At 68.8% G+C, this 15,380-nt stretch carries 17 protein-coding genes; 5 read left to right on the plus strand and 12 right to left on the minus strand.

Translation table 11 applies throughout. The features are described from left to right. Window positions 1-15: 15 nt before the first annotated feature. The 5 genes from lepB to AB0395_RS04860 all read right to left on the minus strand — a co-directional run bounded on the left by lepB (window position 16) and on the right by AB0395_RS04860 (window position 3,962). Window positions 16-828 carry a signal peptidase I gene (lepB, locus tag AB0395_RS04840; protein WP_366277142.1) on the minus strand — a complete coding sequence of 271 codons (813 nt, stop codon included), beginning with the start codon at window positions 826-828 and terminating at the stop codon, window positions 16-18. A gap of 404 nt (window positions 829-1,232) precedes the next feature. After that, window positions 1,233-1,445: a hypothetical protein gene (locus tag AB0395_RS04845; protein ID WP_366277144.1), complete on the minus strand. Its 213-nt coding sequence runs from the start codon at window positions 1,443-1,445 to the stop codon at window positions 1,233-1,235. A gap of 378 nt (window positions 1,446-1,823) precedes the next feature. Next, entirely contained in the window at window positions 1,824-2,570 is a 747-nt protein-coding gene (locus tag AB0395_RS04850; RefSeq protein ID WP_366277145.1) for a phosphatase PAP2 family protein, read from the minus strand. 22 nt (window positions 2,571-2,592) lie between these two features. After that, window positions 2,593-3,339: a phosphatase PAP2 family protein gene (locus AB0395_RS04855; protein ID WP_366277147.1), complete on the minus strand. Its 747-nt coding sequence runs from the start codon at window positions 3,337-3,339 to the stop codon at window positions 2,593-2,595. 239 nt (window positions 3,340-3,578) lie between these two features. Further along, complete coding sequence (locus AB0395_RS04860) at window positions 3,579-3,962, minus strand: hypothetical protein (protein WP_366277149.1); 384 nt, start codon at window positions 3,960-3,962, stop codon at window positions 3,579-3,581. Between the two features lie 135 nt (window positions 3,963-4,097). On the opposite strand from AB0395_RS04860, the gene AB0395_RS04865 reads away from it, so the two are divergent. Both AB0395_RS04865 and AB0395_RS04870 read left to right on the plus strand, forming a co-directional pair. Further along, entirely contained in the window at window positions 4,098-5,186 is a 1,089-nt protein-coding gene (locus AB0395_RS04865) for a quinone-dependent dihydroorotate dehydrogenase (protein WP_366277151.1), read from the plus strand. A 19-nt stretch (window positions 5,187-5,205) separates the two neighbouring features. Beyond that, on the plus strand, window positions 5,206-5,409 hold the full coding sequence (locus AB0395_RS04870) for a copper ion binding protein (RefSeq protein WP_366277152.1): 204 nt from the start codon (window positions 5,206-5,208) through the stop codon (window positions 5,407-5,409). 272 nt (window positions 5,410-5,681) lie between these two features. Here AB0395_RS04870 and AB0395_RS04875 read toward each other — a convergent pair whose 3' ends face one another. From AB0395_RS04875 to AB0395_RS04890, 4 genes are all read right to left on the minus strand, one after another. Then, window positions 5,682-7,346 carry a beta-N-acetylhexosaminidase gene (locus AB0395_RS04875; protein ID WP_366277154.1) on the minus strand — a complete coding sequence of 555 codons (1,665 nt, stop codon included), beginning with the start codon at window positions 7,344-7,346 and terminating at the stop codon, window positions 5,682-5,684. Window positions 7,347-7,381: 35 nt separating this feature from the next. Next, window positions 7,382-8,251, minus strand: coding sequence for an N-acetylmuramoyl-L-alanine amidase (locus AB0395_RS04880; protein ID WP_366277156.1), 870 nt, complete (start codon window positions 8,249-8,251; stop codon window positions 7,382-7,384). 68 nt (window positions 8,252-8,319) lie between these two features. Next, window positions 8,320-8,568: a hypothetical protein gene (locus AB0395_RS04885; protein ID WP_366277157.1), complete on the minus strand. Its 249-nt coding sequence runs from the start codon at window positions 8,566-8,568 to the stop codon at window positions 8,320-8,322. Between the two features lie 122 nt (window positions 8,569-8,690). Then, a complete protein-coding gene (locus AB0395_RS04890; protein WP_366277158.1) occupies window positions 8,691-9,776 on the minus strand; it encodes a LacI family DNA-binding transcriptional regulator in 1,086 nt (361 codons plus the stop codon). A 139-nt stretch (window positions 9,777-9,915) separates the two neighbouring features. Between AB0395_RS04890 and AB0395_RS04895 the strand changes: the two genes are divergently transcribed. Continuing rightward, window positions 9,916-10,605, plus strand: a complete 690-nt coding sequence (locus AB0395_RS04895) for a TetR/AcrR family transcriptional regulator (protein ID WP_366277159.1) — start codon at window positions 9,916-9,918, stop codon at window positions 10,603-10,605. Between the two features lie 256 nt (window positions 10,606-10,861). Here the strand turns inward: AB0395_RS04895 and bldC are convergent, their stop codons facing one another. Together bldC and AB0395_RS04905 are read right to left on the minus strand one after the other, a co-directional pair. After that, the gene (bldC, locus tag AB0395_RS04900; RefSeq protein ID WP_013133571.1) at window positions 10,862-11,065 is read right to left on the minus strand and encodes a developmental transcriptional regulator BldC; all 204 of its coding nucleotides are present in this window, start codon (window positions 11,063-11,065) and stop codon (window positions 10,862-10,864) included. Between the two features lie 321 nt (window positions 11,066-11,386). Next, window positions 11,387-12,244 carry a hypothetical protein gene (locus AB0395_RS04905; protein WP_366277161.1) on the minus strand — a complete coding sequence of 286 codons (858 nt, stop codon included), beginning with the start codon at window positions 12,242-12,244 and terminating at the stop codon, window positions 11,387-11,389. Window positions 12,245-12,432: 188 nt separating this feature from the next. Here AB0395_RS04905 and AB0395_RS04910 point away from each other — a divergent pair, with 188 nt between their 5' ends. Next, the gene (locus AB0395_RS04910; protein ID WP_366277162.1) at window positions 12,433-13,536 is read left to right on the plus strand and encodes a Glu/Leu/Phe/Val dehydrogenase dimerization domain-containing protein; all 1,104 of its coding nucleotides are present in this window, start codon (window positions 12,433-12,435) and stop codon (window positions 13,534-13,536) included. 150 nt (window positions 13,537-13,686) lie between these two features. Further along, on the plus strand, window positions 13,687-13,920 hold the full coding sequence (locus AB0395_RS04915; protein ID WP_271219876.1) for a DUF3073 domain-containing protein: 234 nt from the start codon (window positions 13,687-13,689) through the stop codon (window positions 13,918-13,920). 397 nt (window positions 13,921-14,317) lie between these two features. Here the strand turns inward: AB0395_RS04915 and purM are convergent, their stop codons facing one another. Beyond that, on the minus strand, window positions 14,318-15,343 hold the full coding sequence (gene purM, locus AB0395_RS04920) for a phosphoribosylformylglycinamidine cyclo-ligase (protein WP_366277164.1): 1,026 nt from the start codon (window positions 15,341-15,343) through the stop codon (window positions 14,318-14,320). Window positions 15,344-15,380 lie beyond the last annotated feature (37 nt).

Consider the following 15,380-nt stretch of genomic DNA (forward strand, 5'->3'; position numbering starts at 1 on the left):
GAGGGGGCCGGGGCCCTAGCCGCGTCTCAGCAGCCTGCGGCGGCGCCACCGTACGAGGGGCACCGCCCCGGCGAACCCGAGCAGGATCGGGGCCTCGGAGCCGATGGCTCCCGCGGCGTTCAGCGCGGGCTGGGAGAAGGTGTCGGGGATGGGGATCGTGCTGGCGTGGGAGAACGGCCACACGATCACAAAGGCGCGGCCGATCACCTGGCTGATCGGGATCGCGCCGCCCCCGGGGTCGCCCTGGTGGACACGCGAGTCGGCCGAAACGCCCCGGTGGTCGCCCATCACCCACAGGCGTCCCGGCGGCACCGTGATCTCGAACGGCGTCGTCGACGGCTTGTTGCCCGGGTAGAGGTAGCTCTCCTCGTTGAGCGGGATCCCGTTGACCGTGATGCGGTCCTTGCCGTCGCAGCACTTCACCTTGTCACCGGGGACGCCGATGACTCGCTTGATGAAGTCCTTCTCCGTGGGGACCAGGCCGAAGACGGAGCCGATCCAGTTGAAGACCCCGGAAACCGGGTTCGAGGGCTCCTCGAAGTCGACCTCCTCCTTCCAGGAGTCGACCCCGGAGAAGACCACCACGTCGCCGCGCTCGATGTCGCGGACCCGGTAGACGAGTTTGTTCACCAGGACCCGGTCGTTGATCAGGAGCGTGTTCTCCATCGATCCCGAGGGGATGTAGAAGGCCTGGACGATGAAGGTTTTGATCAGCAACGCCAGCCCGAGGGCAACCACGATCATGATGGGGAGCTCTCGCCAGAGGGAGCCCTTCTTCTTGTCGCCCTTGGCCGGTCTGGCTGGCTGCTCGACGTCTTCCGCGACCACGTGCACCCCGTCCCCGGCGGGGTGGTTGGTCCCTGCCCCTGCCCTCAGTAGTTTCTTGCTGATGAGCCTAGATCATGCCTACTTCTGATGCTTCACATCGAGGTGGCCGTTCCGTGACGACCGCGGGCCGCCGCCGCGCTGCCGCCGCGTCGTCCGCCTGGCGGACAGACGCGCGGCAACGAGAGGAACGATCCACGCGGAGGCGTCCTGCGGGGGTCGGGCTCATGAGGGACCGGGGTGTCGCCGTCCTCGCCCTGATCGGCTTGATCGGGACGGGGTGTCCGGTCGTGGTCGCGTCATGGGGCCTGTCCGGCGGAGCCGGGGACCCCCCCCACCGGGCGGCGGGCCGTACGAGGCGGACCGGTTCAGGGCCGCCGGCTCGCTCGGCCGGGGAGAGCGCCCGCTCAGGCGCTCACCATCGCCGTCTCGGCCGCGGGCTGCTGCTCGCCCTGCGGCTGCTGGTGCGCGACGGGCTCGGCGGTCGCCGGTGCGGCGGGCGGGCAGGAGCAGTATCCGTTGGTGACGATCAGGCGTCCTCGCTGCTTCGTGTAGTCACGGGAGTCCGTGGTGAGGAGAACGCCTGTGCAGGTATTACAGACAATCGGCTGACGATCCATGGGACGGCTTCCTTCCTGAGGGTAGCCGTCGAACGCTGCTGGGTCCGGCCGGCTGGCTGCTCGTATCCCGACAGGAAACGCCTATATCTCCTAATCGGGACTTCTTATCCTACTTCGTAGCGTAAAGTAGCTTAATATGCACAGATTGTGACACCTGGTGAGCTTTTCATGATCTCAATCCGCGTATCACGGGACTGTGACGGCCATTGTCGCTTTCGTGGAGCGGGAGCTTTATGGGTGATCGGATGGTGTGAGTGATGGTGACTCTAGCAACAAACCTTTTTGGTGCCATCTTCCTCTACTCCTCCCGGGTTTGAGAGGAAAAATCGGTAAACGGTGGCATATCACTAGATTGACGGCGCTCATTGCTGATCTTTGTCAGAATCGTCGAGGAGCGGCCCTGTGGGCGGTCGCGAGCCCGTCTCGCTCCTGCCGCTTCCGGGTGTCCCCCCGCCGCTCGGTCAGCACCGGCTTGAACAGCAGCGCGTTCGCGGCCACCGCGACGCAGACGACACCGAGCAGCAGGCCCCAGCCCACGTCGCTCAGGTGATGCATGCCGCGGTACATCCGGGAGTAGGCGATTCCCAGCGGGATCGCCAGGCCGACCAGCCACCACAGCGCGTTGAGAGCCTTGAGGCGGTGGGTGTGCAGGGTCAGCACCAGGGCGAGACCGCAGTAGAAGGCGACCGCGGCGCTGGTGTGCCCCGAGGGGAAGCTCGAGGTGGGGGGCGCGGGGTCGAGGTGCTGGACCAGGGGTCGCTTGCGCTGGGCGAAGACCGTGGCCAGCAGGAAGATGGCGGACTGCGAGAACACGGCCAGCACCAGGAAGGCCGACTCGTTCCACCGTTTGAACGCCAGCCTGAAGAGGATCAGGAGCGCCGCGGTGGCGATGATGATCGTCGGCATGTCGGACAGGGCGGTCATCCTGTCCGTGAGGGTGTTCAGGAACGCGGTGCGCCCGTGGGCCAGCTGCTCGTTGACCCCTTCGTCGTTGGCGGCGAGGGTCGTCGTCTGCAGGACCTTGGTGATCAGGAGCCCGACGCCGATCGTCAGCGCGGCCATGACGGCCAGGGGGAGCAGGATCAGGCGTAGCGCGCCCTTGAGATCGAACGACGGTTTCGACATGGCCTCCCGGCTACCCCGGATCTCACCGTCGGAACGCCTCAGGCTCGACCCCTTCCCGGTACGGCTCCGCGGGCCTGCGCCCCTCGTCCCGCCGCCACCCCTCGAACCCCGCGGCCGTTCCCGCGGTCACCACGACGCCCAGCGTGACCCCCGCGACCACGTCGCTGAGCCAGTGGACGCCGAGCGCGACCCGCGTGTAGGCGACGAAGAGTGTGAGCGCCGCCGCGAGGGCCCAGGCGGAGATCCGGGCGGCCCGGCTCCCCAGCCGGGGCAGCAGCATGAGCACGAGCACGCTCGTGCCCGTCGCCGCCGCCATCGCGTGCCCCGAGGGGAACGAGGCGCCCGGCGCCCACGAGACCGGATCGGGCAGGACAGGCCTTGCCCGATCGACGATCTCCTTGACGGCCAGGTTCAGCAGGCCGCTGACGGCGATCGTGACGACCGCCCAGACCGCCAGGCGGCGCGCTCCCCGGTACCAGGCCCAGAGCGCCGCCGCGACCACGAGCACGCGCCACGTGTTCGGTCCCAGGGCGTCGGTCCAGAACTGCAGGAAACGCGCGTAGTCCGGATCGGCCAGCACGTACGCGTGCATCCATCGGGCGATGCCCTCGTCGAGGTCGTTCAGCGGCGCGAAGGAGGCCACGACGAGCACCAGCAGCAGGATGAACGGCACGGAGAACAGCGCGACGGCCGTGACCGCGAACGTCAGCCGCATCCCCAGGCGGCGGTCCGAATCCTGACGGCTGGGGTGCTTGAGTGACCTGACCATTGTTCATCGCTACCCGATGACGGGCGGATATGCCTCAAGCGGCACGCGATCCTCGGCGGGCGCCGTAGCCGGGAGGGGCTCCGGGACGCGGGGTACGCGGGGTCAGGAAGGGGCTGGAAGGCGCGCACAGGGGCGGACGCCGGGTTCCGGGGTTCTTTCCCCGGATGGGCGCCTTCCGCTTTCCGTGGGTCTCACAGGCTTGTCTCCGGCGGGCCCGCCTCCGGGGCCGCCGCTGCTCTTCAAGCGGCGTGGCGGCCCTCGCGCCGGGTGGTCCAGCGCAGCACGTCGCAGTGCCGCCGCTCGGCCTCCGCCAGAGCGGACTCGTCGACATAGGAGTCGAGCACGGCACGCAGCTGCGGCATCTGCTCCGCGACGTCGGCCCACGCCTGCGCGGGGTCGTCGGAGCCGAGCTCGATCAGCGCGTCCAGGTGAGCCGCGTAGGTCGTCCACCACTGGCGGCTCAGTTCGGCCAGGAACCCGCTCAGGCCGCCGAACTCTTGCTGGATGTCGGACTCCCACCACGGGGGCACCGTGGTGTCACCGGTCTCCGCCATGTCGCGGAGCACGATGTGGACCAGGGCGCGGCGCCTGCGGACGATAGCCGAACGTGACAGGATGTTCATGTCCACACCCTGCCGCCCCCAGTTTGCCGAACGCTTAACGATCTATTGACGGCAATATACGGCGCCTGCAGGCCCGGTGACGTGAGAACCGCCCCACGCGAGCGCCGCCTCGCCGGGGGACTACCCTGATCGGTGATGTATCGATTCGTGTTCACGCAGGTCCTCAGCCACCTCGACCCTGAGGACGCGCACCATCTGACGGTCCGCGCACTCCGCCTTCTCTCGGCGGCTCCCGTGGTCAAGCGGTTCGTCCACCGCGGGCTCGCCCCCCGCGACCCCGCCCTGCGGGTGCAGGCCTTCGGCGTGCACTTCCCCGGCCCGTTCGGGTTGGCGGCGGGGTTCGACAAGGACGCGCGCTGCGTCGAGGCCATGTCCGCGCTCGGCTTCGGCCATGTCGAGGTCGGCACGATCACCGCGCACGCCCAGCCGGGCAACGCCAGGCCGCGGCTGTTCCGCCTGCCGAAGGAGCGGGCGCTCATCAACCGGATGGGCTTCAACAACGCGGGCGCGAGCGCCGCCGCCAGGGCGCTCGGCAGGGTCCGGGGGGTTCCCGCCGTCGTCGGCGTCAACATCGGCAAGACCAAGGTGGTGCCGGAGGCGGAGGCCGTCCACGACTACGTGACCAGCGCCAAGGAGCTGGCCGTACTGGCCGACTACCTGGTGGTCAACGTCAGCTCGCCGAACACACCCGGCCTGCGCGACCTGCAGGCCGTCGAGCTGCTGCGCCCCCTGCTGCGGGCGGTCAAGGAGGTCGCGGACAGCACGCCGAAGCGCACCCCGCTGCTGGTCAAGATCGCTCCAGATCTGGCGGACGAAGACGTGGACGCCGTCGCCGACCTGGCGCTTGAGCTCGGGCTCGACGGCATCATCGCGACCAACACCACGATCAGTCGCAAGGGTGTGAGCAGCCTGGAGACAGGGGGTCTGTCGGGACGCCCGCTGAAGGCACGCTCGCTTGAGGTGCTGCGGAGGCTCAGAGCCAGGGTCGGCGACCGCCTCGTGCTCGTCTCCGTCGGCGGTGTCGAGAACGTGGACGACGTCTGGGAACGCCTGCTCGCCGGGGCGACCCTGGTCCAGGGGTACACCGCCCTGATCTACGAGGGCCCGCTCTGGGCCTGGCGCATCCACCGCGGCCTGGCCCGCCGCATGCGGCGTCACGGTGTCACGGATCTTCGTCAGATCATCGGCCGCACCGCGAGCCGGGGTAATACCCTGGGAGGGTAACTCTGACACTGGAGGCGTGATGAGTCTGACCACATACACCGTCACCGGCATGACCTGTGGCCACTGCGTGAGCTCCGTCAAGGAGGAGGTCGGCGAGGTCCCCGGCGTCACCGGGGTCGAGGTCGACCTGGAGAGTGGCCAAGTCGACGTCTCCGGCGACGTCCTCGACGATGCGGCCATCCGTGCCGCCATCGAGGAGGCGGGCTACCAGGTGGCAGGCTGATCCGCCGCCCTGCCGTCTCCACGCTCCGCATTTCCTCCCCGCTCTGAAGGACGGGAAGGAAATGCGGAACGGTCTCTTACGGTGTTCTCCGGATTTGCTTGGCGGGGCTTGTTACGGTGAGTGAGTCGGTGATAACCAAGCTGACATCGCACGACCGCCCCAGGGCATGGGGTGGCGGCGCGGGGAGCCCTCCAGCCGCTGGGCGGGGCTGTGAACCGCGAACCACCCGGTTTCGGCCGGGAATCCTGGTCCCTTTCGGGGCCGGGAGGATGTCAAATGCTCGGCCTGGTCGAGTCCGCGATGTGGGTCATTTCCTCAAGGCGCTTCATGACCTCGTCGACCTTGACGACTCCCGGGCGGTGGCGGCGCGGACCCGCGCCGCCGAGCTGCCACGGGTGCGGCCCGGCCAGGGGCCGATACTCGACGCCCAGGGCGTCCAGCCTGCCCAGGTGCCGCTCGAGCCGCGCCTCGAAGTCGGATCCGGCCGAGCCTGACCAGGTGAGCTCGGCCAGTGCGCACCCCCTGGGCCACGCCCGGTAGTCGACCGCCCTCGCGTCGGGCAGGCGCTCGCTCCACAGCTGGAACTGCGCCCCGATGACCCGTTGCCTGGTCTCGGCCGTCCAGGAGGACGGCGCGGGGTCGTAGGCCGCGACGTCGGAGACGGTGGTGGTCTCGCCGATGGCGAGCGGCTCGTCCTCTGAGGCGGCCTCCGCGTAGTCGAGGTACAGGGGGAAGACGGGGGTCTGCACCACGTCGTGCCCCGCCTCCGCGGCGCGCTCCGCCACGCCGGGACCGCGCCACGGCATCACGATCGTGTCGGCCCGCAGCATGCCGCTGACGAAAGCCTCGTCCCACACGACCGCCCTGCTGCCCCGCTCGGCCAGCACGTCCGCGAGCTCGCGCAGGAACCAGGCGTGCAGGTCGCCCAGGGTCTCCAGGCCCCGCTCCGCCTGGAAGGCGACGATCTCGGGGGATGCCGCCCAGTCGTCGAGCACGCACTCGTCGCCGCCGATGTGCACGTACGGGGTCTCACCGAGCGCCCCGAGCAGCTCGTCGACGACGGCGGTCAGGAAGTCGATGGTCGCGGGGAGGGGGGACAGGATGGCGGGCGAGATGCCCCAGCGGTCCAGCACGGTGAACGGCTCCGGGCGCCTGCCGTCCGTCGCCCGCGCGTCGAGCTCGGGATAGGCGGCCAGGATCGCGCAGGCGTGCCCGGGTACGTCGATCTCGGGCACGATCGTCACGGCCCGCGCACGGGCGTAGTCGGCGATCTCCGCGAGGTCGTCCAGGGTGTAGTAGCCGCCGTGCGGCACCTCGTCGTAGACCGGGGTCTCCCCGTAGTGGCTGGCGATCGTGCGCGGCCTGTGCGAGCCGACCTCGTGCAGTCTCGGGGCGATCCGGCTCTCGATCCGCCAGCCCTGGTCGTCGACCAGGTGCAGGTGGAGCCGGTTCAGCTTGTGGGCCGCCATGAGGTCGACCATCCTGAGCACCTCGCGCTTGGGCAGGAAGTGCCGCGCGACGTCCAGGTGCACTCCGCGCCAGGAGAAGCGCGGCGCGTCCCGCACCAGGACCCCGGGAACGCTCCAGCCGCTCCGGCTGCTCCTGGCGACCGTGCGGAACGCCGCGTCCGGCAGCAACTGCCGCAGCGTCTGGCCCGCGTAGAACGCCCCCGGCCGGTCTCCGGCCGCGATCCGCACCCCCCGGCCCGTCACCTCCAGGGTGTAGGCCTCGTGGCCCAGTGACGGGTCGTGCTCGACCACGACCGTTCCTGGGGTGGGTTCCGTTCCCTCACCGGCGGGCCGCAGATCGAGCACGGTCAGCGCCAGCCGCACCGCGTCGACCAGCTCGGCGGGGCCGGAGACGAGGGTGCCTGGGGAGAGCTCGAATGAGTCGGAGGAGGTTGCGAAGGCGACAGGACGTGGCAGCAGCGCATTCATGCATCAGATCATGTCAAATTGAACATGATCGCGCATTACTTGAGATAGTTCTGCAGCCCGTCAGCCAAGGCGACGGCGGCCTTCTGCCGGAACGCCGGGTCCTGGAACTTCGCCGCGTCTCCCGCGTTCCGCATGTTCCCGCACTCGATGAAGATCTTCGGAACCGTGGAGAGGTTCAGCCCGCCGAGGTCGTTGCGGAAGTCGAGGGCCTTCGAGCCGATGTAGGTGGAGTAGGCGACGCCGGTTTCGGACCTGTAGGCGTCCCGTACGGCGATGCCGAGCTTCGTGGACGCTCCGACCACCGGGTCGACCGGACCGTTGATCTTCTTCGGCATGATGATGTGGAAGCCGTGGTCGGCGGGACCCGCTCCGTCGCCGTGGATGGAGATCGCCGCGTCCGCGTGCGCCTTGTTGCCGATCGCGGCCCGCTCGGTGATGCACGGCCCGACGCCCGCGTTGTCGGGGCGGGTGAGCTTCACCGTCGCGCCCCTGCTCTTGAGGATCTTGGCGAGGCGCTGGGAGACATCCCAGGTGAAGGCCGCCTCGCTGTAACCGCTGTTGGTCGCGGTGCCCGTCGTGTCGCAGGCCTTCTTCTCGGTCAGGATGTTGACCTGCTTGTTGATCTCCGATGGGTGCCGGTAGTTCTGTCCGTTGTGGCCCGGGTCGATCACCACGACCTTGCCGCTCAGCGCCCCGGCGGGAGCGCTCCCGCCCGTCGCCGGGGTTTCCGGGGTCGCCAGCGCGGCCGGGGTCGTGTGGGTCGTCTGGGTTGCCTGGGTCGCCGCCCCGGAGGCGGGCCCGCCGACCTGCGCCGGGCCCGCGCCGGCGTCGCCCGCCGTGCCGCCGCAGGCGGCGACGCCAAGGCCGCACAGAGCAAGAGTGGCCACGAGTGCTTTGCTGGTCACGCTCATCCTCCTCGAGGGAACCGTCAACCACCCAACTTACGTGGCCTGACGTCGTGACCAAGCCGTTATCACCAGACGTGTTCCCCTATCTCCTGTTTCTGCAGGAGAGATGCGAGTTCCCTGGCGTCCTCCGCGTCCAGTCCGAGGACCACACGTGGGCGGCCCCACGGGTGGTCGATCGAATGGGCCACGTAACTCGCAACGGATTCGGCGCCCGTGTCCCCGTTGCGCCCGCGGGTGGCCCGCCAGTGCGCCCACGCCCGCTCAAGCTCGGCGGCCGCGCGCTGGGCGCATGAAACCAGCTCTGGATCACGCATTGTTACCCCCTCGTCACCACCGGAGTCAACACCCGGGCGTCGCCGCCACGTCGAGGGTTGACCCGGTTTTGACGAGGACTTTGGGCCCGCCTGGGCGTCGTGTAACGCTCCAGGCAGGCTCCTTACGGCTGCGCGGGGCCGGTGCTGCGCCGTACGACCAGCTTGGGGGTGACCTCGCGCAGGCGTGAGGACTTCCCAGGGTCGCCGATCCGGTCGCTCAGCAGCGCCGCCGCCGAGCGGCCCATCGCCCTGCGGGGCTGGTCGACGGTCGTCAGCGAGATCGGCTGAGTCCCGGCGAGATGGACGTTGTCGTACCCGATGACCGAGAGGTCCTCGGGCACCCGCAGGCCCAGTTCGGCCGCGGCGGCGAGCACCCCGATCGCCACCGTGTCGTTCGCGGCGAAGATCGCGGTCGGGCGCGGGTCGCGGGTCAGCAGCCTGTGGGCCGCCTCCGCGCCGCCCTCCTCCGTGCACTCGCCCTGCTCGACCATGATGTACGGCGCCAGCGCGTGCCTGCGCATCGCCACCAGGTAGCCCTCGCACCGGAAGCGGCCGGAGGAGGAGCGGGCGCCCTCGATGTGGGCGATCCTGCGGTGGCCGAGCTCGACGAGATGGTCGATGGCCAGGCGGGCCCCGAGTTGGTCATCGTCCACGACGATGTCCACGCCGCCCAGTTCGATGTCGCGCTCGCCGACCACGACCGTTGGCGTGTAGCCGGTGGCCTCGATGAGGGTCTCGCTGGTCGGCGCGATGCCGAGCAGCACGAGGCCGTCGACCCGCAGTTCGAGGAACGCCTCAACCGCCTCGTCCTCGAACGCGGGATCCCACTGGCTGTTGCCGATGAGCAGCCTGAGCCCGTCGCCGTGCAGGCTCTCCTGCAGACCGTCGAGGAACTCGGCGTAGAACGGGTTGTGCAGGTCGGCGACGAGCGCGCCGACCAGGTGGGTGCGGCCTTCGACCAGGCTGCGCGCGACCGCGTTCGGCCGGTAGCCCAGTTCTCTGGCCGCCTGGAGTACGGCTTGCCTGCGATGTTCGCTGACGTGCGGCGATCCGCGCAGCACGAGCGATACCAGTGATTTCGAGACACCGGCGCGTTCGGCCACGTTGCGAATCGTGGGCCGCGGACGCGGTCCGACTCCGTCTTGCAGGATGGGGTCGGTGAACTCGCGGGCTCGGGTGACGGTGGTGTTGACCGGTGGTCCTGACATGGCTCTCCCCCGTGGTGTGGTGGATGGGCACCTGTCACTCAAAACGATCGAGTTCCGAATGAGGTACGGCTTGAGGCCAAGGGAACTCTGATCTTGATCGCGGCGTCGCCGTCTGATCGACTCCGCTAGGGTGCCGATCGTGGGGTCGACATCCGGGGCCATTGGGCGGGACAGGCCCGCGGCGCAGGGAGCGCGTCCCGCGCGGCGCAGGCTGAGCGTCGACCGGCGTCGTGAGGAGCTCATGGCGGCCGCCCTTGAGCTGTTCGGCGAGCGTGACGTGGAGGACGTCTCCGTCGACGACGTGGCCTCTGCGGCGGGCACGTCACGGGCCCTGGTCTACCACTACTTCGGCGGCAAGCAGGAGCTCTACGTCGCCGCGCTGAAGAGCGCGGCGGCCCAGCTCGAGGCGCGGCTCCAGCGAAGGGACGAAGGTCGTCCGCTGGATGAGCTGGCCGGAGGGCTGAGGCGCTACTTCGACTTCGTCGAGGAGCACGCGGCGGGTTTCACGGCACTGCTCAGGGGCGGGCCGGCCAACCGCAGCGGTGAGGTCGGCGAGATCGTCGACGGCGTGCGCCGCCGCCTGCTCCGCCTCATGACGAGACTGATGCGGGTCGACGAGCCTGGACCGGTCCTGCGCATCACGCTGCGTTCGTGGATCGCCTCGGTCGAGACGGCGGGTCTCGACTGGCTGGAGCACCGGGACGTCGAACGGCATGCGATTGAGCGCATGCTGGCAGAGCACATGATGGCGATGCTCGGTGTGGCGGCGAAGCACGATCCACAGGTCGAGCAGCTGCTGAAGAACCTGGTTCGCGGTCACACGCCGTAGCCGTCCTGCCGGATCTGGCGTGCCTGCGGGCCGTGTCGACGTGAGACCTGCCCGGATCGGGTGAGCGCGGGCGAGTCGCGTCGGCAAAGACCCCTGGGAGCCCGTGGGAGCCGGTGGGGATTCGCGGGAGCCGTACGGGACGATGTGGGGCGGCGCCGGGCGGGCGGCGCCGCTCCCCACATAACCCGTGTGGCCTTACGCGCTCACGGTGTGAGCGCGTACTTGGATCCCCCCTAGGTCCGTGACGGCCCCCGTCTTATTCGGAGCGCTGTTGCGGAATCCCCGCGAGCAGCGCGCGAACCTCGGTCTCCCGGTAGCGGCGGTGTCCACCCAGTGTGCGGATGGACGTGAGTTTGCCCGCCTTGGCCCACCGGGTAACGGTCTTGGGATCGACCCGGAACATGGTTGCGACCTCTGCCGGGGTGAGCAGCGGCTCTGCCTCGGGTGTACGAGCTGACATTTGTGCGGCCTCTCCTCCATGTGGACCGGCGACAGCGATCCTGCGACTTGACGCTTGTCACGGATGTGTCCCCCTATGACCCCTTGCGTGCGGCTGTTCGGGCCATATGCGGCATCACCCGATGTGACCATACAGCCACGTAGAGCGATTGGCGAGCCTTTGAGTGGCTCATCTCTCTTGTGCACCTGTTGTTGTCACGCTCGGTGATTCTAGCGACACGTTTCGTGGTATCGCAGTGAAAACGGCAAACTACTCAGTTCGTAGACGTGTCGCCGGTCATCGACCAACCTACTTATGCAGGTCAGAGGGATGATTTGCGACTCAGTTTGCTGATTCGAGAAGTTGTATTGATCTCCAGCGGAGAATCACCCGCTGGTACATGGCGAAGGCCAACTCTTCCTCGCCGTTCTCCAGACCCGTCAGGGCCGCCGCGATCTCCGCGACGGACTGGTCGGCCTGGAGCTTCTCATCCTCCATCAGGTGGACGATGCCGCCGTAGTCGAGCTCGACGAGCGAGTGCGGGTGGAACTCCTCGAGCCAGCGCGCGACCTCCTCGACCTCGGCGGTCACCGCGACCTCGCCGATCTGCCTGCGGATGACCTGCAGGGCGCGGGCGCTGCGCCGCCTGGCGTGGGCCATGGACGTCACGTAGATCAGGTTTCGGGTGGTCGTCGTGCCTTCTGGGTCTCGCTCGCCGTCGAGCACGAGCCAGCGTTCGTTGCCGTCGAAGGGGACGAACCACGACGTGGGAACGTGCCATGTCGAGGTGCGGATGTGGGTGCGGAGCGCGGCGGAGCCGCCGCGCCGCTTGAACCTGTCGAAGTCGTCGGCCGTCTGCTCGGCGATGGAGATCGGCACGAACCGTTCCATCAGCCTGGCGGGGGTGGCCCCGCGAAAGCGCGAGAAAGCCAGCCATGACCTCAGTCTGCTCTGCCATGGGCAGACATAGAGGGTGTCCTCAATGCGCCTGAGATAGGCGTTGGGGCTCTCCTGTGCGGGGGCGGGGGTGGGAGGCACCCCCAGGAGGCGGCGTACGGCCTCACCGTGTTCGGCGTGGAGCGCGCCCGCGCGACGGGGCCGGTCGGTGGCCTCGGCGTAGGCGGCCCATGAGGAGCGTTCCGGCGGGGCGAACGCGGTCAGCGGTTCGTAGACACGGAGGTACGCGGCATAGGGCAGCACGACCGCATCGTGTCACGAAGGACGTGTTGTTGTCCGGTATCGACCTCGTGCGGGCTGTGTCGTCGCCTCCCGTGTCTCGGCTGATGAGAAGCCGGGCCTTCCCCCGTGGTTCTGTACGGAGTTCTAGCTACGCTGAGACCGATCTCCGCCGCAACGGAGCGGCGGACCGGACGACCGGGAGCACCACCGTGACCGACGTCTTCGGGCTGTCCCACAAGGACATCAGCCCAGTAAGCGGCCAGGCAAAGCACGAACAGGTCATCTTCTGCGCCGACGAGCGCAGCGGCCTCCACGCGATCATCGCGATCTACAACACCGCCCTCGGCCCGAGCCTGGGTGGCACCAGGTTCTACCCCTACGGGAGCGAGCAGGCGGCCCTGGCCGACGTGCTCAACCTCTCACGGGCGATGGCCTACAAGAACGCCCTGGCCGGGCTCGACCTCGGTGGCGGCAAGGCCGTCATCATCGGGGATCCCACGAAGGACAAGAGCGAGGCGCTGCTGCGCGCCTACGGCCGCTTCGTGCAGTCCCTCGGAGGTCGATACTTCACCGCGTGTGACGTCGGCACCTACAGCGAGGACATGGACATCGTGGCCCGCGAGAGCTCCTATGTGACCGGCCGTACGGTGGCCAACGGCGGAGCGGGCGACTCCTCGATCCTGACCGCCTACGGCGTGTTCCAGGGCATGCGGGCCGCCGCGGAGCACGTCCACGGCACGCCGACGCTGCGCGGCAGGCGGGTCGGTGTCGAGGGGGTCGGCAAGGTCGGCCACCGTCTGGTCGACCATCTCGTCGAGGACGGCGCCGAGGTCGTGATCTGCGACGTCAGCGAGCAGGCCGTCGAGCGGGTCCGCCTGCGGCACCCCCAGGTCGAGGTGGTCGCGGACCAGTTCGCGCTGACCGGCTCCGACATCGACGTCTACGCGCCGTGCGCCCTCGGCGGGGCGCTGGACGACGAGACGGTCGCCAGGCTACGGGCGAAGATCGTGTGCGGCGGGGCGAACAACCAGCTCGCGCACCCGGGGGTCGAGAAGGAGCTCGCCGACCGCGGGATCCTCTACGCGCCCGACTACGTGGTCAACTCCGGCGGCGTCATCCAGGTGGCCGACGAGATCCACGGGTTCGACATGGACCGAGCCAAGGCAAAGGCCACCCAGATCTACGACACGACTCTCAAGATCTTCGCGACGGCGGCCGAGGATGGCGTTCCGCCGGCCGTCGCAGCCGATAGGCTAGCGGAGCGCAGAATGTCGGAAGTCGGGCGAATTAGGGGCATTTGGCTGGGCCGCTAGCCCCTCACGCCCATACGGCGTACCGAGCCGGGCGTAAAACAGGTACGGTTGTAGTCGAACGAGAGCTGACGCCTCAAGTCAGGTGGCGTCAGTGCGTGGTGCGTTAGCGACGAGGGGTCGGGCACGACCCCACACGAGGGGGTCGAGCCAATGGGGCGCGGCCGAGCAAAGGCCAAGCAGGTCAAGGTTGCTCGCCAGCTGAAGTACAACAGCGGTGGCACTGATCTTGAGCGTCTTCGCGACGAGCTCGGAGTCAGAGACGACTCCAACCACAATGACGACGCCAACGACTCCTACGATGAACTGGCTGATCGGTACGCCGATTACGCCGATGACTTCGGCTCCGGAGACGACCGCGACGACGGGACGTCCGGCCGACGTTAGGCGGCTTCACAACGAGCACGAGTGAGAGCACCCGGTGGTTGAAAGGCCACCGGGTGTTTTCTCCGTGTCATAATTCCAGGCAGCGTTCCGGTGAACCGGAGCGCTGTCCGGCGTTTCCACCTACAGACCGGGCGCAGTCCGTGAGTCGTTCCGAGTTCCGTGCCTCCGTGTCCTGCCGGGGATGCTGGGGATGCCGCCCCCGGCGGCGCGGTTCCCTATCATCCCGCTGGATTGGCTTCGGCTGTCGCGCCGGTACGGCGAGCGGTGGCGTCGGCCTGTCCGGCGCCCGTGAGCATCGCGTGACCAGGATTCCGTGACGCCGCACCACGGGAATCCGGCGATTCCCGTGGTCGGGCCGTACGGTCCAGCGGTGGGTCGCTGATCGGCCGGGCACGCTCTAGCGGTAGCGGGCCACGCCCGTGCCGGGGACGACCTCGCCGAGCACCCAGGCGGGCAGGCCACGCTCCGTGAGCAGGGCCAGAGCCGGGTCGACGGAGTCCTGCGGGACGATCGCCACCATGCCGACACCCAGGTTGAAGGTGCGGTCCATGTCGGCCTGCGCGACCTTCCCGTGCCCGGCCAGCAGCTCGAAGACGGCGGGCGGGGTCCAGGAGGAGCGGTCGAGCACGGCGTTCAGCGTCGGCGGGAGGGAACGCGACAGGTTGCCCTCGAGGCCGCCGCCGGTGATGTGCGCGTAGGCGTGGACCTCCGTCGCGCGGGCCAGCGCCAGGCAGTCCAGGGAGTAGATCCTGGTCGGCTCAAGCAACTCCTCACCGAGCGTACGGCCCAGCTCGGCGGGCTCGTCCTCCAGCGAGAGCCCGGCGTGCTTGATGATGTGCCGGACCAGCGAGTAGCCGTTCGAGTGCACGCCGGAGGAGGCGAGCGCCAGCACCACGTCGCCCTCGCGGACCCGGTCCCGGCCGAGCATCTCGTCGGCCTCGACCACACCGGTCGCCGCGCCGGCCAGGTCGTAGTCGTCGACGCCCATGGCCCCGGGGTGCTCGGCCGTCTCACCGCCGACGAGGGCGCAGCCCGCCAGACGGCAGCCCTCCGCGACCCCGCCGACGATCTCGGCGATCCGTTCCGGGACGACCTTCCCGCAGGCGATGTAGTCGGTCATGAAGAGCGGCTCCGCGCCGCAGACCACCAGGTCGTCCACGACCATGCCGACCAGGTCGATGCCGATCGTGTCGTGCTTGCCGAGCTGCTGCGCCAGCATGACCTTGGTGCCGACCCCGTCGGTCGAGGTGGTCAGCAGCGGTCGCCGGTAGCCCAGCAGCGCCGAGGCGTCGAACAGACCCGCGAAGCCACTGGCGTCGTCCACGACCTCGGGCCGCCTCGAACGCGCAACCTTCGACTTCATCAACTCGACGGCGCGCTCGCCCGCATCGATGTCCACGCCGGCAGCGGCATAACTGGTCATGAGGTCTCCTTCGCCGATTCGGTGACCGAGGTGCTCA

The sequence above is a fragment of the Streptosporangium sp. NPDC051023 genome, from assembly GCF_040689595.1.
In the GTDB taxonomy this organism is placed as follows: Bacteria; Actinomycetota; Actinomycetes; order Streptosporangiales; family Streptosporangiaceae; genus Streptosporangium.

Bases quoted from the DNA above. Each gene is read 5' to 3' on its own strand.
- AB0395_RS04845 (WP_366277144.1), bottom strand. From the start codon at position 1,445: ATGGATCGTCAGCCGATTGTCTGTAATACCTGCACAGGCGTTCTCCTC.
- AB0395_RS04850 (WP_366277145.1), bottom strand. From the start codon at position 2,570: ATGTCGAAACCGTCGTTCGATCTCAAGGGCGCGCTACGCCTGATCCTG.
- AB0395_RS04855 (WP_366277147.1), bottom strand. From the start codon at position 3,339: ATGGTCAGGTCACTCAAGCACCCCAGCCGTCAGGATTCGGACCGCCGC.
- AB0395_RS04860 (WP_366277149.1), bottom strand. From the start codon at position 3,962: ATGAACATCCTGTCACGTTCGGCTATCGTCCGCAGGCGCCGCGCCCTG.
- AB0395_RS04865 (WP_366277151.1), top strand. From the start codon at position 4,098: ATGTATCGATTCGTGTTCACGCAGGTCCTCAGCCACCTCGACCCTGAG.
- AB0395_RS04870 (WP_366277152.1), top strand. From the start codon at position 5,206: ATGAGTCTGACCACATACACCGTCACCGGCATGACCTGTGGCCACTGC.
- AB0395_RS04875 (WP_366277154.1), bottom strand. From the start codon at position 7,346: ATGAATGCGCTGCTGCCACGTCCTGTCGCCTTCGCAACCTCCTCCGAC.
- AB0395_RS04885 (WP_366277157.1), bottom strand. From the start codon at position 8,568: ATGCGTGATCCAGAGCTGGTTTCATGCGCCCAGCGCGCGGCCGCCGAG.
- AB0395_RS04890 (WP_366277158.1), bottom strand. From the start codon at position 9,776: ATGTCAGGACCACCGGTCAACACCACCGTCACCCGAGCCCGCGAGTTC.
- bldC (WP_013133571.1), bottom strand. From the start codon at position 11,065: ATGTCAGCTCGTACACCCGAGGCAGAGCCGCTGCTCACCCCGGCAGAG.
- AB0395_RS04915 (WP_271219876.1), top strand. From the start codon at position 13,687: ATGGGGCGCGGCCGAGCAAAGGCCAAGCAGGTCAAGGTTGCTCGCCAG.
- purM (WP_366277164.1), bottom strand. From the start codon at position 15,343: ATGACCAGTTATGCCGCTGCCGGCGTGGACATCGATGCGGGCGAGCGC.